This window comes from Burkholderia sp. BCC0097, assembly GCF_902832985.1.
GTDB classification, from domain to species: domain Bacteria; phylum Pseudomonadota; class Gammaproteobacteria; order Burkholderiales; family Burkholderiaceae; genus Burkholderia; species Burkholderia orbicola.
In genome coordinates this window covers 97,570-118,780 of the sequence record NZ_CADFDM010000009.1, presented here as the reverse complement: position 1 = coordinate 118,780, position 21,211 = coordinate 97,570, and the positions used below count along the sequence as shown (strand labels likewise).

General features: G+C 68.1%; 17 protein-coding genes. 8 read left to right on the top strand and 9 right to left on the bottom strand.

Annotation, left to right across the window (positions count from 1 at the left end):
- Nucleotides 1-15: 15 nt before the first annotated feature.
- From HWX07_RS28115 to HWX07_RS28100, 4 genes are all read right to left on the bottom strand, one after another.
- Nucleotides 16-1,731, bottom strand: coding sequence for a cation:proton antiporter (locus tag HWX07_RS28115; protein ID WP_175878500.1), 1,716 nt, complete (start codon nucleotides 1,729-1,731; stop codon nucleotides 16-18).
- Between the two features lie 208 nt (nucleotides 1,732-1,939).
- Nucleotides 1,940-3,367, bottom strand: coding sequence for a cytochrome c (locus HWX07_RS28110; protein ID WP_175878499.1), 1,428 nt, complete (start codon nucleotides 3,365-3,367; stop codon nucleotides 1,940-1,942).
- On the bottom strand, nucleotides 3,364-5,142 hold the full coding sequence (locus tag HWX07_RS28105) for a GMC family oxidoreductase (protein ID WP_011547848.1): 1,779 nt from the start codon (nucleotides 5,140-5,142) through the stop codon (nucleotides 3,364-3,366). The genes HWX07_RS28110 and HWX07_RS28105 overlap by 4 nt, the downstream gene beginning before the upstream one ends.
- Entirely contained in the window at nucleotides 5,142-5,882 is a 741-nt protein-coding gene (locus HWX07_RS28100) for a gluconate 2-dehydrogenase subunit 3 family protein (protein ID WP_023476869.1), read from the bottom strand. Before HWX07_RS28100 ends, HWX07_RS28105 begins: the two co-directional genes overlap by 1 nt.
- 281 nt (nucleotides 5,883-6,163) lie before the next feature.
- Here HWX07_RS28100 and HWX07_RS37050 point away from each other — a divergent pair, with 281 nt between their 5' ends.
- A complete protein-coding gene (locus HWX07_RS37050) occupies nucleotides 6,164-6,583 on the top strand; it encodes a 2'-phosphotransferase (RefSeq protein ID WP_244130048.1) in 420 nt (139 codons plus the stop codon).
- A 19-nt stretch (nucleotides 6,584-6,602) separates the two neighbouring features.
- On the opposite strand, the gene HWX07_RS28090 is transcribed toward HWX07_RS37050, so the two are convergent.
- Nucleotides 6,603-7,019 carry a DUF3995 domain-containing protein gene (locus tag HWX07_RS28090; protein ID WP_069231893.1) on the bottom strand — a complete coding sequence of 139 codons (417 nt, stop codon included), beginning with the start codon at nucleotides 7,017-7,019 and terminating at the stop codon, nucleotides 6,603-6,605.
- Nucleotides 7,020-7,315: 296 nt separating this feature from the next.
- Between HWX07_RS28090 and ald the strand changes: the two genes are divergently transcribed.
- Nucleotides 7,316-8,431, top strand: coding sequence for an alanine dehydrogenase (gene ald / locus HWX07_RS28085; RefSeq protein ID WP_053525573.1), 1,116 nt, complete (start codon nucleotides 7,316-7,318; stop codon nucleotides 8,429-8,431).
- A 45-nt stretch (nucleotides 8,432-8,476) separates the two neighbouring features.
- Here the strand turns inward: ald and polX are convergent, their stop codons facing one another.
- The 4 genes from polX to HWX07_RS28065 form a co-directional block, all read right to left on the bottom strand.
- Nucleotides 8,477-10,246 carry a DNA polymerase/3'-5' exonuclease PolX gene (gene polX / locus HWX07_RS28080; protein ID WP_175878498.1) on the bottom strand — a complete coding sequence of 590 codons (1,770 nt, stop codon included), beginning with the start codon at nucleotides 10,244-10,246 and terminating at the stop codon, nucleotides 8,477-8,479.
- Nucleotides 10,247-10,395: 149 nt separating this feature from the next.
- Nucleotides 10,396-10,788 (bottom strand): TraR/DksA family transcriptional regulator, encoded by a 393-nt coding sequence (locus tag HWX07_RS37270; RefSeq protein WP_011547854.1) that lies wholly within the window; start codon nucleotides 10,786-10,788, stop codon nucleotides 10,396-10,398.
- Nucleotides 10,789-11,169: 381 nt separating this feature from the next.
- Nucleotides 11,170-12,576: an undecaprenyl-phosphate glucose phosphotransferase gene (locus HWX07_RS28070; RefSeq protein ID WP_175878497.1), complete on the bottom strand. Its 1,407-nt coding sequence runs from the start codon at nucleotides 12,574-12,576 to the stop codon at nucleotides 11,170-11,172.
- 11 nt (nucleotides 12,577-12,587) lie between these two features.
- Complete coding sequence (locus HWX07_RS28065; RefSeq protein WP_027805863.1) at nucleotides 12,588-13,370, bottom strand: Crp/Fnr family transcriptional regulator; 783 nt, start codon at nucleotides 13,368-13,370, stop codon at nucleotides 12,588-12,590.
- 921 nt (nucleotides 13,371-14,291) lie between these two features.
- Here HWX07_RS28065 and HWX07_RS28060 point away from each other — a divergent pair.
- From HWX07_RS28060 to HWX07_RS28035, 6 genes are all read left to right on the top strand, one after another.
- Nucleotides 14,292-15,074 carry a Crp/Fnr family transcriptional regulator gene (locus tag HWX07_RS28060; RefSeq protein WP_175878496.1) on the top strand — a complete coding sequence of 261 codons (783 nt, stop codon included), beginning with the start codon at nucleotides 14,292-14,294 and terminating at the stop codon, nucleotides 15,072-15,074.
- 179 nt (nucleotides 15,075-15,253) lie between these two features.
- Nucleotides 15,254-15,505 carry an acyl carrier protein gene (locus HWX07_RS28055; protein ID WP_006490451.1) on the top strand — a complete coding sequence of 84 codons (252 nt, stop codon included), beginning with the start codon at nucleotides 15,254-15,256 and terminating at the stop codon, nucleotides 15,503-15,505.
- Nucleotides 15,502-16,698: an acyl-CoA dehydrogenase family protein gene (locus tag HWX07_RS28050; protein ID WP_006479191.1), complete on the top strand. Its 1,197-nt coding sequence runs from the start codon at nucleotides 15,502-15,504 to the stop codon at nucleotides 16,696-16,698. Before HWX07_RS28055 ends, HWX07_RS28050 begins: the two co-directional genes overlap by 4 nt.
- Nucleotides 16,695-17,669 (top strand): amino acid--[acyl-carrier-protein] ligase, encoded by a 975-nt coding sequence (locus HWX07_RS28045; protein ID WP_175878495.1) that lies wholly within the window; start codon nucleotides 16,695-16,697, stop codon nucleotides 17,667-17,669. Before HWX07_RS28050 ends, HWX07_RS28045 begins: the two co-directional genes overlap by 4 nt.
- Nucleotides 17,666-18,721, top strand: a complete 1,056-nt coding sequence (locus HWX07_RS28040) for a DUF1839 family protein (protein ID WP_175878494.1) — start codon at nucleotides 17,666-17,668, stop codon at nucleotides 18,719-18,721. Before HWX07_RS28045 ends, HWX07_RS28040 begins: the two co-directional genes overlap by 4 nt.
- A 29-nt stretch (nucleotides 18,722-18,750) precedes the next feature.
- On the top strand, nucleotides 18,751-21,204 hold the full coding sequence (locus tag HWX07_RS28035) for a glycoside hydrolase family 2 protein (protein WP_244130046.1): 2,454 nt from the start codon (nucleotides 18,751-18,753) through the stop codon (nucleotides 21,202-21,204).
- The last annotated feature ends 7 nt before the right edge of the window (nucleotides 21,205-21,211 follow it).

The window sequence follows — 21,211 nt, the reverse complement described above, 5'->3', positions numbered from 1 at the left end:
CCCGGCCGCGCGCCGTCAATGCGCGGCCGCGACCGGCTTCACCATCCGGCCGAGCACGTGCTCGGTCATCCCGCGCGCGAGTTCGGTCTCGCCCATGAACACGGTGCCGATACCCTCGCTCGACAGCAGCGCGGCCTCGTCGCCGCTGTTCGTGCACAGCACGACCTCGAGCGCCGGGTTGAGCGTGCGCGAGATCTCGACGATCTGCCGCACGTCGAACACGTCGGGCAGCGTGACGACCAGCATCCCGGCGCGGGCGATATGCGCCTGCACGAGCACGATCGGCTCGATCGCGTCGCCCGACACGGCCGCGATGCCGTCCGCACGCAGCTTCTCGACGAGCTCGCGATTCTGCTCGACGACGACATACGCGATCCCGCGCTCATCCAGTGCATGCGCGATCCGCGTGCCGACCTTCCCGTAGCCGACGATCACGACCTGCCCGGTCAGATGCGTCTGCGGCGTCGACATCGGCAGCGCGGCGAGCGGATCGTCGCGCGCCTCGAGCTTGCGTGCGAACGCCGAATGCTTGCGGATCCACGCGAGCGCCGGATCGATCATCGCGAACAGCAGCGTGTTCATCGCGATCGAGATCAGCGCAACCGCGAGAATCAGGCTCTGCCCTTCGGCCGACAGCAGCCCGAGTGCACGGCCGAGCCCCGCGAGGATGAACGAGAATTCGCCGATCTGCGCGAGGCCCGCGCCGACCGTCAACGCCGTGTTCAGCGGATAACGGAACGCGATCACGAGCGCGACGGCCGCGACCGTCTTGCCGATCAGCACGATCGCCGCGACCTCGATCACGTGCAGCGGCTCGTCGAGCAGCACCTTCGGGTCGAACAGCATGCCGACCGAGATGAAGAACAGCACCGAGAACGCGTCACGCAGCGGCAGCGTCTCGTCGGCCGCGCGCCGGCTGAATTCCGACTCGCGCATCATCATCCCGGCGAAGAATGCACCGAGCGCGAACGACACGTCGAACAGCTTCGCCGCGCCGAACGCGATGCCGACCGCAGCCGCGATCATGCACAGCGTGAACAGCTCGCGCGAGCCGGTGCGCGCGACGAGCCACAGAATGCGCGGGAACACGCGCTTGCCGACCACGAGCATCAGTGCGATGAACGCGGCGACCTTCAGCATCGTGACGCCGAGCGTGCCCCACACGCTGCCGCCGGCCGCATGCGTGTCGCCAGGCGGCGTGCCGCCGAGCAGCCCCGCCACCGGCGGCAGCAGCACCAGCACGAGCACCATCACGAGATCCTCGACGACCAGCCAGCCCACCGCGATGCGCCCGTTGACCGTCTCGACGAGCCCGCGCCCCTCGAGCGCGCGCAGCAGCACGACGGTACTCGCGACCGACAGCGCCAGCCCGAACACGAGCGCCGCACCGAGGCTCCAGCCCCACGTGAGCGCGAGCCCGCCGCCGAGCAGCGTCGCGACGGTGATCTGGACGATGGCGCCCGGCAGCGCGATCTTGCGCACCGCGAGGAGATCGCCGAGCGAGAAATGCAGCCCGACGCCGAACATCAGCAGCATCACGCCGACTTCCGCGAGCTGCTGGGCGAGCGACAGGTCGCCGACGAAACCGGGCGTGCCGGGGCCGATCACGATCCCGGCGAGCAGATAGCCGACGAGCGGCGGCATTTTCAGCAGCGACGCGAGGTAACCGAAGATCATCGCGAGACCGAAACCGGCCGCGAGCAACGCAATCAGGCTGACGTCATGAGGCATCCCCCCTCCCAAGCTCTTGTAACTATTTAGTAAGGTTCAAGAGTGGAAGGATAAGGGATGAGGCGGAAAAATGGCGCGCAGCCGCGAAAATTTCACGCGGCGGCGCGGGTTGCGGGGCGCGACCCCGGCGAAGGGAAAGGCGTTGCGCGCCCGGCCGCACGTCGACGTGGGCCGGGCGGCAGGCGGGGCGGACGCCCCGCCGCTGCGGTCAGCGCGACGCTTGCGGGAATCGCGCGCCCGGCGGCGGCTCGGGCCGCGTCGACGGCACGCTCTTGCGCACCTTCGCGACCTGCGCGGCCGTCACCGGCGCGCCCGTGTTGCCCCAGCTCGTGCGCACGAAGTTCGACACGTCCGCGACTTCCTGGTCCGACAGGCGCCAGCCGAACGGCGGCATCGTGAAGGTCGACGGCGCGGTGCGCGTCCCCTGCAGCGCGCTGCCTTCGAGCACGACGTGGATCAGCGAGGTCGGATCGTCGCCCTGCACGACCGGGTTGCCGGCGAGTGCCGGGAACACGCGCGTGTAGCCGTGGCCGTCGCTGCGGTGGCAGGCCATGCAGTTGTCGCGATAGACGGCCGCGCCCGGCTTGCTCGCGTCGCCGGCCTGCAGCGCCTTCGCCGCGGCCGCGTCGTACACGTGCGGCTGCTCGCCCTGCACGCGCGGCGGCAACGTCTTCAGGTAGCGCGCGATCGCGTTCAGGTCGTCGTCGGTCATGTGCTGCATGCTGTGGCCGACCACGTCCGTCATCCCGCCGAACGCGGCCGTGCGCAGCGTGCGGCCGGTCTTGAGGAACTGCACGATCTCGGTTTCGCTCCACGTGCCGAGGCCCGTGCGCGGCTCGCCGCGCAGGCTCGTCGGCACCCAGCCGTCGATCGCCGCGCCGCCGGCCAGGAAGTCGAGGCCGTCCGCGTCGGTCAGCCCCCGCTCCTGCATCGTCGGCGCGCGCGGCGTATGGCACGCGCCGCAGTGGCCGAGCCCCTGCACCAGATATGCGCCGCGCGCGACCACCGGGTCGGTGTACGACGCCGCGTCGAACGGCTTCGGCGACGGCGCGAACATCTTGCGCCAGATGCCGAGCGGCCAGCGCATCGACAGCGGCCACACGATGTCCACCTTGCGGTTCTCGTGCTCGACCGGCGCGACGCCGTGCATGAAGTACGCGTACAGCGCCTTCATGTCGTCGTCGGTCAGGCGCGCGTACGACGGGAACGGCATCGCCGGATACATCGTGTCGCCGTTCTTGCGCACGCCTTCGCGCACCGCGCGGGTGAAGTCCTCGTAAGTCCAGCCGCCGAGGCCCGTCTTCGGGTCCGGCGTGATGTTCGTCGAGTAGATGCCGCCGATCGGCGTGTCGAACTTCAGGCCGCCCGCGAACGGCTTGCCGCCGCTCGCGGTGTGGCAGGCGATGCAGTCGCCTGCGCGGGCGAGGTATTCGCCGCGCTTGACGAGCGCCGCGTCGGCGGACTGGGCGGCAGGCGCAGCCGCCGCGCCCGAAGCCGCACCCGGCGTGGACGCCGGCTGCGCGAACGCGGCGCCGCCCGCCAGCCCGAATGCCGCCCATGCCGTGCCGATCGCCAGCGCGCGCCGCAACGGGGACACCGGACGCGCGGCGTTGTGGTGGTTCATCGTCCTCTTCATACGGTCACCAGCGGGGCGGGATTTTTCAGGTATTGCTCGCGGATCGCGCGTGCCGACCAGTAGGCTAGCGCCGCGATGATCCCGGTCGGGTTGTAGCCGATGCCCTGCGGCAGCGCGGACGCGCCCATCACGAACACGTTGTGCACGTCCCAGCACTGCAGGTAGCGGTTCAGCACGCTCGTCTTCGGGTCGGTGCCCATGATCGCGCCGCCGACGAGGTGGGTCGTCTGGTACTGGCGCGAGTCGAAGTGCTTGCCGAATTCGCGGGTCGACACGCCGATCGCCTTCGGCCCCATCGCTTCCGCGATCTTCTTCATCTGCCCGGTCACGTACTGCGCCATCTTGATGTCGTTGTCCTTCCAGTCGAACGTCATCCGCAACAGCGGCTGGCCGTACGAATCGCGATAGGTCGGATCGAGGTCGAGATACACGTCTCGGTACGACATGTTGGTGCCGTGCGCATCCATCGAGATCGTGTGCGCGTAGTTGTCCTTGACGGCCTTCTTCCACGCCGAGCCCCACTGCGGCGTGCCGGGCGGCGTGGCGATGCCGCTGATCGGCTTCACGCCGGCCTGGTTCACCCACAGGGGCGAGCCGCCGACGAAGCCAAGCGGGCCGTGGTCGAAGTTGTCCGCGTTGAAATCGTCCACCGCGACGCCGTTGCCGCCCGCGCCGATGAACGGGTTCGTGTAGGTGTCCTTGTCGAAGAACGCCTTGATCGTCGACAGGTTCTGGTACGCGAAATTGCGGCCGACCACGCCTTCGCCCGAGATCGGGTCGTACGGCTTGCCGATGCCCGACAGCAGCAGCAGGTGCACGTTGTGATACTGGAACGCGGCGACGATCACGAGATCGGCCGGCTGGTGCACTTCACGCCCGGCCGGATCGACGTAGGTCACGCCGGTCGCGCGCTTCTTCGTGTCGTCGAGGTCGACGCGCAGCACGTGGCACTTCGAGCGCAGTTCGAAGTTCGGCGCCTGCTTCAGCGCGGGCAGGATGTTCAGGTTCGGCGACGCCTTCGAATACATGTAGCACGCGTAGCCGCTGCAGTAGCCGCAGAAGTTGCACGGGCCCATCTGCACGCCGTACGGGTTCGTATACGGCCCCGACGTGTTCGCCGACGGCAGCCGGTACGGGTGCAGGCCGAGCGAATGCGCCGCATCGAAGAAGCGCTGCGCCGAATAGGTGTTGAGCTGCGCGGGCAGCGGGAAGTTGTCGCTGCGGTTCGCCTCGAACACGTTGCCGTCGCCGACCACCTTGCCGCCGACCTTGTACGCCTGCCCCGACGTGCCGAACACCTTCTCGGCGAAATCGAAATGCGGCTCGAGCTCGTCGTAGGTCACGCCCGTATCCTGGATCGTCATCCCTTCGGGGATGAACTTCTTGCCGTAGCGCTCTTCATAGTGGCTGCGCAGGCGCAGCTCTTCCGGCGTGATCCGGAAGTGCACGCCCGACCAGTGCAGCCCCGCGCCGCCGACGCCTTCGCCCGGCAGGAACGCGGCGAGCTGCCGGTACGGCAGCGCGGTGTCCTGCAGGCCGTGACGGATCGACACGGTCGTCTTCGACAGGTCGAGAAACAGCTTCTTGCGGATGTTGTAGGTCAGCTCGTCGATCGTGTTCGGGTACGCGCCGTCCGGATAGGTGTCGCGATATTCGCCGCGCTCGAGCGCGACGACGTTCAATCCCGCTTCGGTCAGTTCCTTCGCGAGAATCGCGCCGGTCCAGCCGAAGCCCACGATCACCGCATCGACGTGCGGCTTCTTGTCTGCGGCCATCAGCTGCGCTCCCCGTTGATCGAGACGGGGCCGTACGGATAGGGCTTGCCGCTCTGGTTGACGAAATCCATGAAATCCGCGCGTGCGCCCGGGAAACCGATCATCTTCCACGCGGCCATGTCGCGATTGCCGCCATGCACCGGATCGCAGAAGTAGCCTTCGCGCGTGTTCTGCAGCAACTGGCCGAGGAATACGCCGGGCGGGACGTCGTCGATCTGCGCACCGCCCTTTTCCAGCGCGCCGAGCACCGTGTCGCGCGTCGGCGCGTCGAGATCCGCGAACGCCTTGCCGTGCGTCTTCTCGCAATAGCGGTTGACGGCCGCGATGCCGAGCCGGTAGATGTCGCGCGGCACCAGCTTCAACTGGTAGCCGAGCTCGGGCACGCCCTGCTGGAACGGCCCCTGCATGTACCACGTCGCGCCGTGCGCATACGGCGTCTCCATCTGGCGATCGATGAATTCGGGCACGCCCGCCTCGAGCGCGCCGGGGCCTTCGGCGTCAGCCGGAATCAGCCGGTCGACGGCGGCCTGGACGAACGCCCATTCCTTCGCATCGAAAAAGGTCGGCTTGTACGGCGCGCGTTCGGCGCTGGCCGATGCAGTGGACGCGTTGCCGGCGGTCGTCGCGGACGGCGACGACGAGTGCAGGTCGCAGCCGGCGACCGACGCGATCGGCACGAGCGCGACCGATGTGCGCAGGAAACGGCGACGCGAATTGGGTTTGTCAGGTGGCGTGGACATGGTCGGATGTTGATCGTTGGGGATCGGGGTTCGGACGCGCGCATTCCGCATGCCGCGTGCCCGGCACGGCAGCCGTGCCTCAGGCGGCCGGTCGCCCTGTTCTTTCGTGTGTTGCGCACAACCTCGATGCAGGCGCCCGGCCGCGATTCGCGGTGACGCCGTCATTGCAGCCGCGCTCGCCGCCGGTGCCGGCGGCGTTGCGCGGATCGACCTCTTTGCGGGCCCTATCGTCGGACAAATACCGGCATTGGCCGGCATCTACCCGTCATCGCCCATGACCCTTGTTCAACTTAGACGTCGCGTCCGCCGACGGCAAGCGCAACGTGCACGACCCTCTTTCAGGGCGCGGCGACGAGTGCGGCGAATTATATATGGAACCGGTTCCATTTCTAGGGGGTTCAATGCAATTCAGTGCATCGAAATCAGCAACAATGGGAAAACCGGATGCCCGAATGTGCAAGGATGAGGTGATGGCGGACAGCGAGGATCGGGCGGCGGCGGCGGAACCGGGCGTGCATCTGTCGGCGGAGATCCGGACGGCGCTGGCCGCGGCGCGTTACGGCGTGCCCGCGATCCTCGCAGTGAAGGCGAAGCGGATGCACCGGCAGGGCCACGCGTTCTTCGCCGCCGAAAACGGTGCGGAGCCGACCGATGCCATGCCGGCCGAATATCTCGAGCTGATCGACACGCACGCGGACTGAATCGCGCACCGTTCCTCTCTCACCACGGCCAGAACATCGACGCGATCGACAGCGCCAGTGCCGCACACAGCGGCGAGTAATACAGCGTGTCCATCCGCGCGAAACGCGACCCGCGAATCCGTTTGAAGAAGCCGACGTAGCGGAAATCGCCGACGGCGCGCACCGCGAAGATCAATGCGAGCGCAACGACCGCGAACGCGATCGTGCAGGGATACGCGTTGCGCCCCAGCCAGCCGGCACGCGCGGCGACCACGCCTGCCCCGCCCAGCAGCGCGAGCGCGACGGCCAGCGTGCCGACCGCGGTCGGCCGCAACAGCGGTACGCCATCCTGCTCGGGAATGGCCGCGCGCTTGCCCAATCGCCCGCCGAACGCCCAGTAGACGTGCACGAGCGCGATGGCGCAAAGCGTCGGCACGCTGAAATACGCACCGGTCATGTCGATCAAGGTCCTCGTCTCGTTGTCTCGTCGTTTTGCCGAAAGATGTTCGGCTCGCGGCCCCGGCCCGCGACACGCATGACGATACCGAAACCCGGTTACGCGCGCATTGCGACGTCCGGTCGCAACCGACGGCGACGCATGCTGCGTTGCAGTGCGCATGCGCCAGCGCCCAGCCCGGTCGCTTGACTTCCCTCCGCGCACTACTACCCTGTTATTCCAGTACTGCGGTCGGCAAGGCGCTGCGCAACGGGCTACCCGCACGACGACGATAACGAAGGCCATGGAGGCGACTCATGCTGATCGGTGTGCCGAAGGAGATCAAGAACCACGAATACCGCGTCGGCCTCACGCCGGCCGGCGCGCGCGAGCTCACGCGGCACGGCCATCGCGTGCTGGTGCAGCGCGGCGCGGGCACGGCGATCGGCCTGCTCGACGACGACTACACGGCCGCGGGCGCGTCGCTCAGCGATGGCGCCGAAGAAATCTTCGCGCGCGCCGACATGATCATCAAGGTCAAGGAGCCGCAGCCCACCGAATGCGCGATGCTGCGGCGCGGCCAGATCCTCTACACGTACCTGCATCTCGCGCCCGATCCCGACCAGGCCGCCGCGCTCGTGAAATCCGGCGCGGTCTGCATCGCGTACGAAACCGTGACGGGCCCCGGCGGCGGCCTGCCGTTGCTCGCGCCGATGAGCGAAGTCGCCGGCCGCATGTCGATCCAGGTCGCGGCGACCCACCTCGAAAGCCCGCGCGGCGGCCGCGGCCTGCTGATGGCCGGCGTGCCGGGCGTGCCGGCCGCGCACGTCGTCGTGCTCGGTGCGGGCGTCGTGGGCACCGGTGCGCTGCAGATGGCGGTGGGCCTCGGCGCGCGCGTCACCGTGCTCGACAACAACGTGAACCGGTTGCGCCAGCTCGATCTCGTGTTCGCCAACCGGATCGCAACCGTCTGCTCGAATGCGCATACGGTCGACGAAGCCGTACGCGATGCCGACGTCGTGATCGGCGCCGTGCTCGTGCCGGGCGCGTCGGCGCCGCGGCTCGTCACGCGCGACATGATCGCGACGATGCGCAAGGGAGCGGTCGTCGTCGACGTCGCGATCGACCAGGGCGGCTGCTTCGAGACCTCGCATGCGACCACGCACGCGGCGCCGACCTTCGTGGTCGACGGGGTGGTCCACTACTGCGTCGCGAACATGCCCGGCGCGGTCGCGCGCACGTCGACCTTTGCGCTGAACAATGCAACGCTCGGCCATGCGCTCGCGCTCGCCGACAAGGGCTGGAAGCAGGCGATGCTCGACGATCCGCATCTGCGCGCGGGCCTGAACGTGTGCGACGGTCACATCACGTACGAAGCGGTCGCGCTGGCGCTCGGCCTGCCCTACGTCCCGGCGACCGGCGTACTCGCATGATCCTGCCGGCATGAGGCGAACGCAGCGCGGCCGGCCGCGTGGCGTTCACGCGCCCCTCGACGGGGTCCGCTTCACGCCGCCGCCCGCACCGTCCATCGTGCGTGCCAGCAGCGGCCGCAGTTGCGCAAGCGTGCGCGTGTTCAGCACGTCCTGCCGCGTCAGCCAGCCGCGCCGCGCCTGATCGACGCCGAACGCAAGATGGTCGAGTTCGTCCGCGCCGTACGCATCCGAACCGATCGCGACCGGCACGCCGGCCTTCGCGGCCTCGCGGCACCAGACGTCCGGCAGGTCGAAGCGCCGCGGCTGCGCATCGAGTTCGACGAAGCAGCCGCGCGCGGCGGCCTGCGCGAGCACGCGCGGCACGTCCAGTTCGCACGCGTCGCGCTCGCCGAGCACGCGACAGGTCGGGTGCGCGAGAATCGTGAAATACGGATGCTCCATCGCACGCAGCATGCGATCGGTCTGCGCGCCGCGCGGCAGGTCGAAACCATCGCGTACCGCGCCGACGACGAGATCGAGCCGGCCGAGCATCGCATCGGGCACGTCCAGGCTGCCATCCTCGCGAATACCGGCTTCCACGCCCTTGAGCAACACGAAATCGTCGAACGTCGCGTTGATGCGGTCGATCTCGTCGAGCTGCCGCGCGAGCCAGTCGAAACCGTCGCGATCGCCGCCGTCAGGCGGCACGCGGTCGGTGACGGCCAGGTAGGCGAGCCCGCGTGCACGCGCGGCGGCGGCCATCGCGCGCAGGCCGTCGCGACCGGCCGACGCATCGGTATGCGCGTGCAGGTCGCCATGCAGATGCTTGCGCTCGATGAGCGCCGGCAGCGTGCCGGCGCGCGACGCATCGATTTCGCCGCGATCCTCGCGCAACTCGGGCGGCACCTCGCGCAGCCCGATGGCCGCGTAGACCGATGCCTCCGTCGCGCCGGCAATCCGCTCGTCGCCGCGAAACACGCCGTATTCGTTGATCTTCAGGCCGCCGGCCTGCGCGATCCGGCGCAGCGCGATGTTGTGCGCCTTCGACCCCGTGAAGTAGACGAGCGCCGCGCCGAACGCATCGGCATCGACGACGCGCAGGTCGACCTGCAATCCGTTGGCCAGCATCACGCTCGACCGGGTCTTGCCGTGCGCGAGCACACGCGCCACCTCGCCGTAACCGACGAACGCTTCGGTGACCGCGACCGGATCACGTGCGGTGACGAGGATGTCGAGATCGCCGACCGTCTCGCGGCGGCGGCGGAAACTGCCGGCCGGCACGGCCTTGCCGACACCGGCCACCGCACGCAGGCGTTCGAGCAACGGCATCAGCGCGTGCGCGGCCTCGGGCAGCAGGAAGCGCTGCGGCTCGCGCTGCAGGCGATCGTCGATCGCTTCGAGCAGATGCGCTTCGGTTTTGGCGCCGAAGCCCGGCAGCTCGCGCACGTGCCCGTTCTTCGCTTCGGCGCGCAGCTGTTCGAGCGAATCGACGTGCAGCGCGTCATGCAGCGCCTTCACGCGTTTCGCGCCGAGGCCGGGCACGTCGAGCAGCTCGACGATCGCGCCCGGCAACGCATGACGCAAGGTTTGCTGCAGTTCGCAGGTGCCGGTCGCGTTGATCTCGCGCAGCTTCGACGCAAGATCGGCCCCGATCGACGGAATCTTCCCGAGATCGTCGCCGTTCGCGATCATCGTCGGGATGTCGCGACCGTAGTCGGCGATCGTCCGCGCGGCGTTGCGGTACGCACGTACGCGAAATGGATTGGCGCCCTGGATCTCGAGCATGTCGGCGATCTCGGCGAACACGGCCGCGCACTCGGCATTGTGGATCGGCATGATTGGCGTGGCTCCCTTCCACGTGGATGGCGCCGCGCGCCTGCTCGACGGCGTCTGCCCGCCCGGCGCCGCATGTCGACGCCGCCGGGCGTCCGTTGGTCATCCTGCGCCGGTCGCGCCGTACGTGCGGCGCGGTGGGAACCGCGACGTCAGAGCGACGCGCGCGGCGTCGTGGCGTAGCGCCGCTCGTAGAGCGATTGGCAATGCGTGCAGCGTTCGGCGGTCGGGCGCGCCAGCAGGCGTTCGTAGCCGACCGAGCCGTCGCAGTCGATGCATTCGCCGTAACTGCCGTCGCGCATCCGCTGCTGGGCGCGGCCGATCGCGCGCAGTTCGGTCAGCTTCATGCCGATCAACGCATGATCGACGTCGACGAACAGGTCGGCGTTCGCCTCGTCGCCCTCGTCCGGCGCCGCGCCGGCAAGCTCCGCATAGGATTCGGACGCGCGCTGGTCTTCGCTGGTGCGGATCTCCGCACGCAGCGTCTGCTCGCTCTCGTTCAGCCGCTGCTTCAGCGTCTGCCGTTGTTGTGGGTCGAGCGACATGGCCGTCTCTCCTGTTCCGGGTTCCGCGCGAAAAGGAGCGGCGCGCGGTATCGCGCGGGTGTGCGGCACGCGGGCATGCCCCGTGCCGTCGCATCCGGATGAGCGGCCGGACGCGCAAAACGCCGGACGCATGCGACGCAGGATAAACCCATTGAACACGCGTGTGTTGACCGGAATCAGCGTGCCGGCCATGCAGCGGCGAAGGTGGGAAACTGGGGACGGACGAGGAATTCCGCCCCGCCGCGCGCGCCCCGAAGCCCGCCGGCACAACCGCAGCGCAGCAATTCCGGCGCGGCCACGGCGCTGCATCCGCGCGCCCGAACCGGCCTCACGCCATCGGGAAGATCGCTCGCGCGGCGCCGCTTCGATCATTCGTCATCCTCAAAATGCATTGCGCCCAATGAAGCCGCGCACCACCGTCAGCAGGATGATCTTGATGTCGAACCAGAAGCTCCAGTTCTGCATGTAGAACAGATCGAACTTCACGCGTGCCTCCATCGCCTCGACCTTGCGCGTTTCACCGCGATAGCCGTTCACCTGGGCCCATCCGGTGATGCCGGGCCGCACGCGGTAGCGGTACATGTAGCAGTCGATCAGTTGCCGGTAGAAGTCGTCGTGTTCGATCGCGTGCGGACGCGGGCCGACCACCGACATCTGCCCGAACAGCACGTTGAAGAACTGCGGCAGCTCGTCGAGCGACGTGCGGCGCAGGAACGCGCCGACGCGCGTGATGCGCGAATCGTTGCGCGACGCCTGCCGCACGACGCCCGGCTGGGCGCGATGCACACGCATGGTCCGGAACTTGAGGATATCGAACTCGCGGCCGTCGACCCCCTTGCGGCGCTGCCTGAACAGCACGGGCCCCGGCGACGACAGCTTGACCGCGATCGCCAGCATCGTCAGCAGCGGCAGCAACGGAATCAGCACGCCGAACGCGAACAGCCGGTCGAACGCGAACTTGGCCCACAGCTCCGGCGCGGAGCGCGGCGTGGTCGCGAGATTGATCGCCGGCATGCCGAGCACGTCGGTCGCGGAGCGATCGACGACCGCCATCTGCCGCACGTCGGGCAACAGCCGCAACTCGACGAACTCGTCGCGCAGCTCGCGCACGATGCGCTGGATTCGCCACTCGTGCGACATCGGCAGCGTGAGCCAGACCTCGTCGATGTCGCCGCCGCGAATCAGTTCGCGCAACGCGTTCCAGTCGCCGATCACCGGCACGCCGCCGATGCCGCCCGCGCCAGCCTGTGCATCGTCGTCGAATACGCATGCGGCGACGAACGGGCCATTCGGCGCCAGTTGCATCCGCTCGATCGCCACGCGCCCGTACGCCGTTGCCCCGACGACGGCGACGCGGCGCTGCCGCGCCCGCGGGTCGCCGCGCGTCAGCGCGAGCCCCAGCAGCGCAGCGCGCCCGAGCAGCAGCGCCGCGTCGCCGGCCAGCACCGTGCGCACGATCCAGTGAGCCGTCACCGTGCCGCCGCGATTCATGATCCACATCGTGCCGGCCACCGTCAGCACGCTCGCGCAAACGACCGCCACCAGCGTGTGCGTCAACACGTGCGCGCCACCCTGCACCGCCACGCCGCCGCGCACGGTGCGCGGGTAACGCGGCAGCAGCGCCACCGTCAGCACGCACAGCAGCGCGATCGCACCGCGCTGCGCGTCGGACAGCGCATGCCAGCCGAGACCCGACGCCGCCTGCGCAACGAGCGCGCCGGCCAGCACGAGCACAACGTCGGCCGCCGCGATCGCGGCACGCCGCATCGCATTCGTTCCACCGGACATCGACTGCATCGTCACGCACCGTGTGCGGGAAATCCGCGGTGCCCCTCCGGCATGCGCGGGCGAACCGTCGCCGGCATCGCATTCCCGCGCGTACCGAGCAACCGGCGATAGTCCGCGCGAATCAGGTCATAGCATTCGCATGCGTGATGTTCGAGGCCGTCGCGGTCGAGCACGGTGATGCGGCCGCGGCGCTGCCGGATCAGCCCGGCTTCCTGCAGGTTCCCGGCCGCTTCCGTCACGCCCTCGCGCCGCACGCCGAGCATGTTCGCGATCGTCTGCTGCGTGACCGCCAGCTCGTCGCCGTCGATCCGGTCGTGCGCGAGCAGCAGCCAGCGGCTGAGCTGCTCGCTGACCGAGTGGTGCCGGTTGCACAGCGCGCTGCGCGAGATCTGTGCCATCGTCGCCTGGCAGGTGTTGAGCAGCAGCCGATAGGTCTGCGGCGACCGCTCGAATTCAGCGCGCATCACGCAACTCGGCACGCGATAGGCCATCCCGCCGATCCGCACCTCGACCCGGTTCGACGCCGCGATGCCGCCGACCAGCGTCCCCAGCCCGACCACGCCCTCGCGGCCGACCACCGCCACCTCGACCATCGCACCGTCCTCCATCAGGTGCTGGACCGACATCATCGCCGTCGTCGGAAAATGCAGATGACGCATCGGCTCGCCAACCCGGTCGAGCATCCCGGCCTTGATCCTGACCAGTTCGAGATGCGGTGCGATGGTGCGGATGCTGTCCTCCGGGAGGGCAGCAAGAATGGCATTCGCCGAATAGCTCGAGTGAAGATGAAGCATGTCTGTATCCCTTTTATCGTCCGCGCCGCCTGCAACCGCATGCACGGAACTCGTTATCGCGATGCGCGCCAGGACATTGACAGCGGTTGCGGCCCACAACCCTGAATCCGACTGGCCATCGGTTTGTCATTGCCCGATTGAGTCGACTGTCCCGTTCTCTACACGCCAGCCCGAATAAGCGATTTACGTGCCAATAGCCGCCTGTCCTTAATATATGAATCACATCCGATTTAACGCCCTCGAATAACCGACCCCAAAAGCTGAAAAACGTCTCATTTCCGGACACTCCTCCATCCACTGGACACAGCGCGCATTCGACTGATCAATTCCGGCGTATCGGATCCGGGTGACCAAACGGCGACCACGACGCTTATCGTTCAAATACTTACGACCGATTTTCAATTGTTTCCGTGATGTGCGGCGCAGCATTTGCCCGGTCCGCCGCACCGCACACACTCGTTTCAAACTGTCTCAAATTTGAATCGGCACACCCGTTCGGCACTCTGTTCGCTACCGCACACATCACCCACAAGCCATTGATTCAAATGGAAAATCAGGCGAACCCCATTTATTTGTCAAATAATGTTCAATGCCTTCCCGACACTTTCGCTGTACGATCCGCACGTCGTTCGATTGATTCCCTATCGACATCGAATGGCAAGCGAGCACACGATTCCATTTCAGGATGATTAATTCTGGCGAAATGAATTCTTAAATCGGCATAACGTTTGCGCTCAATCTCAACCGTCAAACTTTGTAAAATTACAGAATGCGGAATTGAAAGAATTCAATTGCGTGCTAGCCTTTTTCGCGAGTATCGTCATTCCGTTTTTTGATCCACAAAAGTCCGCACGATCGTGCGAAATCCCATTCCGGGGTTCGACGAGACGACGCGCGACCGCCAACCTGCGAGGATGCGCCGTGACTCATCTGGCCGCCGACGCCGTCGCGCATGCGAACGGCATGATCGAGCTTTCCCACAGCTTCGACGCCAACCGGTTTCTCGCGGCCATCGACCGCGACGAGCTCGCCACACTGACGCCCCACCTTCAACTCGTTCACCTGAAATCCGGGCAAGTGCTCTGCGAACCCGGCGAAATGCTCGCCGCGGTCTACCTGCCGGTCACGACCGCGATTTCGCTGCAGTACGTGTCGTCCGGCGGCATGACGCTGGAAGTCGCGGAGATCGGCAGCGAAAGCGTGGTCTGCGACGATGTGATCGGCGGCAGCGGCCGGATGCCGTGTCGTGCGCTCGCGTGCCGCGACGGCTTCGTCTACCGGCTCGACCGGCGTGTGTTCGCCGCCGCGTTCGATGCGTCGCCGGTGATCCGCCACCTCGTGTTCGTCTGCGTGCGGCTGCTGATGGCGCAGGTGTCGCAGATCACGTTCTGCAGCCGTCATCACGTGCTCAAACATCAGTTATGCAGATGGTTCCTGCTCGCGTTCGACCGCACGCGCAGCATCGAGATCCAGGTGACGCACAGCATGCTCGCGCAAATGCTCGGCGTACGGCGCGAAACGGTCACGGACGCCGCCGGCGAGATCCAGAAGCTCGGCCTGATCCGGCAATACCGCAGCTCGATCGAGCTCGCGGACCTCGACGGCCTCGAAAAAATGTCGTGCGGCTGCCGCGCGATCGTGCGCGACGAGATGAAGCGCATCCTGTCGGCCGACTCGGGCGTGCCGGCCGCGTCGCGCGCGTGATCGGCGCACCGGCCGGGACGGCGTTTCGACGCCGCCCGCGTGCCGGGTCAGCCGTTTGTAGGGTGGCGAACAGAACGCCGTGTCTGCCAATGGTCTACTGATGCCGGACTGCCGGGGGGATGTCAGCGCTGATCGCGCGTCTGCCCGAGCGGACGACACCACGCACGCCGGAGCAGCACGTGAAAAACGAAATCAGAACCATCCTGAAGCACGTCGCCCACCTCGAAGCCGCGATCGATTCGATCGGTGACGGGGACGACCTCTACGAAGCGGGCCTTTCCTCGCTCGATACGATCCAGCTGATGCTCGCGATCGAAAAGCAGTTCAACATCGAGATTCCCGACGAGATGCTGAACCGCAACCTGTTCCGCAGCATCGACGCGCTCGCGGACACGATCGCCACGCTGCAACGCACCGAGCATTCCGCATGAGCGCGCTGCTTCCCGAACTCGCGTCCGACAGCGATTCGCATCGGCTCGACGAGGCCGCGCATGCCGTCGCGCAGATCGCCGCCCAGCATGCCGATGCGGTCGATCGCGACGCGCGCTGCCCCGTCGAGGCGATCGAGGCGATGCGCGCGCGCCGCCTGCTCGGCGCGATGGTGCCGACCCATCTCGGCGGCGCTGGCGCGTCGCTGGAAGACATCGCGTCGGCCTGCTCGATCCTCGGCCAGGCCTGCGCGTCGTCGGCGATGGTGTTTGCGATGCACCAGATCCAGGTCGCCTGCATCGTCGACCACGCCGCCGACCAGGGCTGGCACCGGCTGTTCCTGCAACAGCTCGTGCGCCACCAATGGCTGCTCGCATCGGCCACGTCGGAAGACGGCGTCGGCGGCAACCTGCGCGCGAGCCAGTGCGCACTCGAAATCGACGGCGGTGGATTCCGGCTGCACAAATCCGCGCCGACGATCTCGTATGGCGACTACGCCGACGGTATTCTCGCCACCGCGCGACGCGATGCGGATGCGCCGGCTTCCGAGCAGGTGCTCGTCACGCTGCTGCGCGACGGCTATACGCTCACGCGCCGCGGCGAATGGGACACGCTCGGCATGCGCGGCACGTGCAGCAACGGCTTCGTGCTGGACGCGCAAGGCGCCGCCGTGCAATGCCTGCCGGTGCCGTTCGCGAAGATCGCCGAGGAAACGATGGTGCCGGTCTCGCACATCCTGTGGGCCGCGGTATGGATCGGCGTGGCCGGCGACGCGTTTCATCGCGCGCACCAGTTCTTCCGCGCACAGGCGCGCCAGACCGACGGCGCGCCATCGCCCGCCGCGCGGCGCATCGCCGAATCGCTTGCGCTGATGCAGGCGATGCAGGCCCGCGTCGACAACGTGCTGCGCCTCCACGCGAACGCGTCGGCCCGCTCGTGGTCGGCCGGCATGGCGTGGGCCGCCGAGATCAATACGCTGAAGACCTACGTGTCGGCGACCGCGCTCGAAGTCGCGCAGCAGGCGATGATGATCTGCGGAATGGCCGGCTACAAGCAAGGCACGCCGTTCAGCATCGGCCGCCACATTCGCGACCTGCACGCGGCGCCGCTGATGATCAGCAACGACCGCATTGCCGCCAACACTGCGAGCCTGTTGCTCGCGCTGCGTCCCGCGACGCTGGAGAAACATACGTGAACGATCGCCTCGCCGTGCCCTCCGCCGCCTCCGTTCCCGCCGACGCACCGCTCGACCGCGCGGGCGTCAATCCGCTGCGCGACGCGCTGATCGATGCGGGCCTGCTGGTTTCGACCGGTATCCAGGGCCTGTTCGGCCGCAGCGAACGATTCGAGCGCGTGGTCGAGGCGCTCGACGCGTTCGTCACGCGCATCGGCGCCGACCAGCAGGCCGAAGTGCTGCGCTTTCCGCCGGCGATGAGCCGCCTGGAGTTCGAGCGCAGCGAATACATGAAGAGCTTCCCGCAACTGGCGGGCAGCGTGCATGCGTTCTGCGGCGACGAACGCCAGCATCAGCGCGTGCTGCAATGCCTCGATCGCGGCGACGACTGGACCGAGAACCAGAAGCCGACCTACGTCGTGATGACGCCGGCCGCGTGCTACCCCGTCTATCCCGTCGTCGCCCGCGCGGGCGCGCTGCCGGCCGACGGCCGCATCGTCGACGTGTTCTCGTACTGCTTCCGTCACGAACCGTCGCTCGACCCGACCCGCATGCAGTTGTTCCGGATGCGCGAGTACGTGCGGATCGGCACGCCCGAGCAGATCGTCTCGTTCCGCGAGACGTGGATCGAACGCGGCACGCGGATGATCGAGTCGCTGGGCCTGCCGAATGCGATCGATCTCGCGAACGACCCGTTCTTCGGGCGCGGCGGCAAGATCGTCGCGAACAGCCAGCGCGAGCAGAACCTGAAGTTCGAGTTGCTGATCCCGATCGAGCACGACGATCGCCAGACCGCGTGCCTGAGCTTCAACTACCACATGGACCATTTCGGGCTGCTGTGGGACATCCGCACCGCGACGGGCGACGTCGCGCACACGGGCTGCGTCGGCTTCGGTCTCGAGCGGCTCACGCTCGCGCTGTTCCGTCACCACGGCTTCGACATCGACGCATGGCCGCAAGCAGTCCGCGACGTGCTGTGGGGCACGCGATGAGGTTCGTTTCCCGCGACGGCGAAGACGCGTCGTTCGAGAGCGTGCGCCACCGCGCGCGCCACTACCGGCCGCACCCGCTGCACAGTCAGGAGATGGTCTGGAAACAGACCAACTGCTACGTCGACATGTGGCTCGAGGTGCTCCGGTGGTGGGGCCTCAATCCGTACGCGGCACTGCCGTTTACGATCGCGCTCGATTTCGAGGGCGACCAGTTCACGTTCTTCAAGTTTCCGCACGACGAGCTGGAACGGCTCTACGGGATCGTCGTGCAGGAACATTCGATCTACGAACCGCTCGACCAGCACATCGAGACGCAGGTCGCACGCGGCCACCTGATGATCGTCGAGGTCGATGCGTGGTTCCTGCCCGATACGCGCGGCAGCAGCTACCGCACCCAGCACACGAAGACGACGATCGGCATCGATGCGATCGATCGCGCGAACCACCAGATCGGCTACTTCCACAACACCGGCTACTACGTCGCCGAGGATTTCGACTACAACGGGCTCGTCGGCAGCAGTTCGCCGATGACGCTGCCGCCGTACGTCGAATGCGCGAAGCGACGCTTTGCGCCGCTCGACGAGCGCGCGCTCTGCGAGGCGTCGCTCGCCGCGTTGCAGCGCCACCTGCGGCGCCTGCCGGTCGTCGATCCGATCGCGGCGTTCCGTCGGCAGCTGCAGGCCGACGCGCCCATCCTCGCGGAGGCGCCGCTCGAGCGCTTCCATGCGTATTCGTTCAATTCGGTGCGTCAGCTCGGCGCGAATTTCGAACTGTTCGGCCACTATGCGCGCTGGCTGCAGGCGAGCGGCTGCACCGGGCCGTTCGCCGAGATCCGCGCCGCGTGCGATCGCATCGCGTCGGAAGCGATGGTGCTCGAATTCCGGCTCGCGCGCGCGTGCGCACGCGGCAAGGAAGAGCGCGGCGATTCGACGCTCGAAGCGATCGAGACCGCATACGGCGACCTCGTCGCGTGCGCGCGGCAGATCGGTGCGCCGCTGCGGCACGTGACGCCCGTGCGCTACGACACGGAGCCCGTGTCGGCCATGCGGTGACGCGCGCGCGCCCCCTGCCCGCGTGGTCGATGCTGGCGACGGCCGAGGGCGCCGTGCGGGACCCGCGCGACCTCCCTGCCGACCACGGCGGCTGGATCGCGGCGCCGGTGCCCGGCACGGTCGCGCAGGCGCTCGCGCTGGCCGGCCGGCTCGACGAAGCCGCGTCGCTCGACGAGCGCGACCACTGGTACCGCCTCGAGCTGCGCGGGCGCGGGCCGCGCATCCTGCGCTTTCACGGCCTCGCGACGCTCGCGCAGGCCTGGCTCGACGACACGCCGATCCTCCTCTCGGACAGCATGTTCGTCGCGCACGACGTGCCCGTGTCGCTCGACGGCACGCACCGGCTGACGATCTGTTTCCGCGCACTCGCGCCGCATCTGCGCGACGCACGCGCACCGCGCCGTGCGCGCTGGCGCACGCGGCTGGCCGAGCCGGCCGGGCTGCGCACGATCCGCACGTCGCTGTTCGGGCACATGCCGGGCTGGTTTCCGCCGTACGTGCCAACCGGCCCGTGGCGGCCCGTCGACGTCCTCGATCCGGCCGACGGGCACGTTCTCACCGATTACAAACTGCAGGCACGCGTCGAAGGCGACACGGGCTGGCTCGATGCGGAACTGACGTTCGCCGCGCCGCTGCCCGACACGTTCGCGGCGCGGCTGTCGTGCGGCGAACATCACGCGACGCTCGAGCGGGCCGGCGCCGACCGGCTGCGCACGAGCGTCGCGATCCCCAACGTGCGCCGCTGGTGGCCGCATACGCACGGCGAACCGGCGCTCTACGAGATCGCGCTGCATATCGGCGCTACGCGCCGGCCGCTCGGCTCGACGGGTTTTCGCACGATCGAGATCGATCCCGGCGCCGACGGCAAGGGGTTCGGACTGCGTATCAACGGCGTGCCCGTGTTCGCGCGCGGCGCATGCTGGAGCAGCGCCGCGCCGCTCGCGCTGCACGCGGACGACGCGACCTACGGCCGCCTGCTCGGGCTCGCCCGTGACGCCGGTTTCAACATGATCCGCGTCGGCGGCACGATGACCTACGAGGCCGACGCATTCCACGCGGCGTGCGACCGGCTCGGGCTGCTGGTGTGGCAGGACTTCGGTTTCGCGAACTTCGATTACGCGCTCGATGATCCCGCGTTCGCGGCCAACGTCGATCGCGAAGCGAGCCAGTTCCTCTCGCGTCACGGCGCCTCGCCGTCGCTCGCGGTGCTGTGCGGCGGCAGCGAGATCGCGCAGCAAGCCGCGATGTCGGGGCTCGGGCCGAAGCAGCGCTTCCTCGAATTGACGGCCGACCGGCTGGCCGGCCACGCGGCCGCGCACCGCCCCGATGTCCCCTACGTGCCCGATTCGCCCGACGGCGGCGTGCTGCCGTTCACGCCGCGCGAACGCGTGTCGCACTACTACGGCGTCGGCGCATACCTGCGTCCGCTCGACGACGCGCGCCGCGCGGACGTGCGCTTCGCGAGCGAATGCCTCGCGTTCGCGAACGTGCCGTGTGATGCGACGCTCGCGGAACTCGGCTGGCCCGGCGTGCACGAGCCGCGCTGGAAGGCGGCCGTGCCGCGCGACCCCGGCACGTCGTGGGATTTCGACGATATCCGTGACCACTATCTGCAGACGCTCTACGACGTCGCGCCCGACCGGCTGCGGCGGGAGGATCCGGCACGCTATATCGAGCTGTCGCGGGCGGTGATCGCGGACGTGATGCGCGAGACGTTTTCCGAATGGCGCCGCGCCGGCTCGCGCTGCGCCGGCGCGCTCGTGTGGCAGTTCCAGGACGTGATGCCGGGCGCCGGATGGGGGGTGATCGACGCCGCGCACCGGCCGAAATCGGCCTGGTATGCGCTGCGCCAGGTGCTGCAGCCGATCCAGGTGCTGCTCGTCGACGAAGGGCTGAACGGGCTCGACGTGCATGTCGTCAACGAGCGCCCGGCGCCGCTGTCGGCGGCGATCGAGCTGGTCGCGCTGCGTGACGGCCGCACGCCGGTCGCGCGGGCCGGCTGCCCGGTGCGGATCGCCGCGTACGACACGGTGCGGCTCGGCTCGGCCGAGTTGCTCGGCCGCTTCTTCGACTGGACCTACGCGTACCGTTTCGGGCCGTGCGAACACGATACGGTCGTCGCGACCTTGCGCGCCGACGACGGCACGTTGCTGTCGCAGGCGTTCCATTTTCCGTCCCGCACGCATCCGGCCGTGCTGGCGCGCCGCGAACCCGGGATCGAGGCATGCGTGTCGCGCACCGGCGAGACCTGGCACGTCGACATCGACACCCGGCACGTCGCCCGCCACGTGCAAATCGACGCACCAGGTTTCATGCCGAGCGACGACTGGTTCCATCTCGCGCCCGGCACGCCGGCTCGCATCGCGCTGATTCCATTGCGAATCGACGGGAAGCCCGCGGCGGCTGACGACAGCCTGCCGCCCGCGGTGGAAATCCGCGCCGTGAACGCCGCGCGCGCGGTGCGGGCCACGCAGGCCGGCTGACGCGACG

Coding starts and splice junctions, on each gene's coding strand:
- HWX07_RS28035 (WP_244130046.1), top strand. CDS start 18,751: ATGCTGGCGACGGCCGAGGGCGCCGTGCGGGACCCGCGCGACCTCCCT.
- HWX07_RS28110 (WP_175878499.1), bottom strand. CDS start 3,367: ATGAAGAGGACGATGAACCACCACAACGCCGCGCGTCCGGTGTCCCCG.
- polX (WP_175878498.1), bottom strand. CDS start 10,246: ATGCCGATCCACAATGCCGAGTGCGCGGCCGTGTTCGCCGAGATCGCC.
- HWX07_RS28100 (WP_023476869.1), bottom strand. CDS start 5,882: ATGTCCACGCCACCTGACAAACCCAATTCGCGTCGCCGTTTCCTGCGC.
- HWX07_RS28090 (WP_069231893.1), bottom strand. CDS start 7,019: ATGACCGGTGCGTATTTCAGCGTGCCGACGCTTTGCGCCATCGCGCTC.
- HWX07_RS37270 (WP_011547854.1), bottom strand. CDS start 10,788: ATGTCGCTCGACCCACAACAACGGCAGACGCTGAAGCAGCGGCTGAAC.
- HWX07_RS28070 (WP_175878497.1), bottom strand. CDS start 12,576: ATGTCCGGTGGAACGAATGCGATGCGGCGTGCCGCGATCGCGGCGGCC.
- HWX07_RS28050 (WP_006479191.1), top strand. CDS start 15,502: ATGAGCGCGCTGCTTCCCGAACTCGCGTCCGACAGCGATTCGCATCGG.
- HWX07_RS28040 (WP_175878494.1), top strand. CDS start 17,666: ATGAGGTTCGTTTCCCGCGACGGCGAAGACGCGTCGTTCGAGAGCGTG.
- ald (WP_053525573.1), top strand. CDS start 7,316: ATGCTGATCGGTGTGCCGAAGGAGATCAAGAACCACGAATACCGCGTC.
- HWX07_RS28065 (WP_027805863.1), bottom strand. CDS start 13,370: ATGCTTCATCTTCACTCGAGCTATTCGGCGAATGCCATTCTTGCTGCC.
- HWX07_RS28105 (WP_011547848.1), bottom strand. CDS start 5,142: ATGGCCGCAGACAAGAAGCCGCACGTCGATGCGGTGATCGTGGGCTTC.
- HWX07_RS28115 (WP_175878500.1), bottom strand. CDS start 1,731: ATGCCTCATGACGTCAGCCTGATTGCGTTGCTCGCGGCCGGTTTCGGT.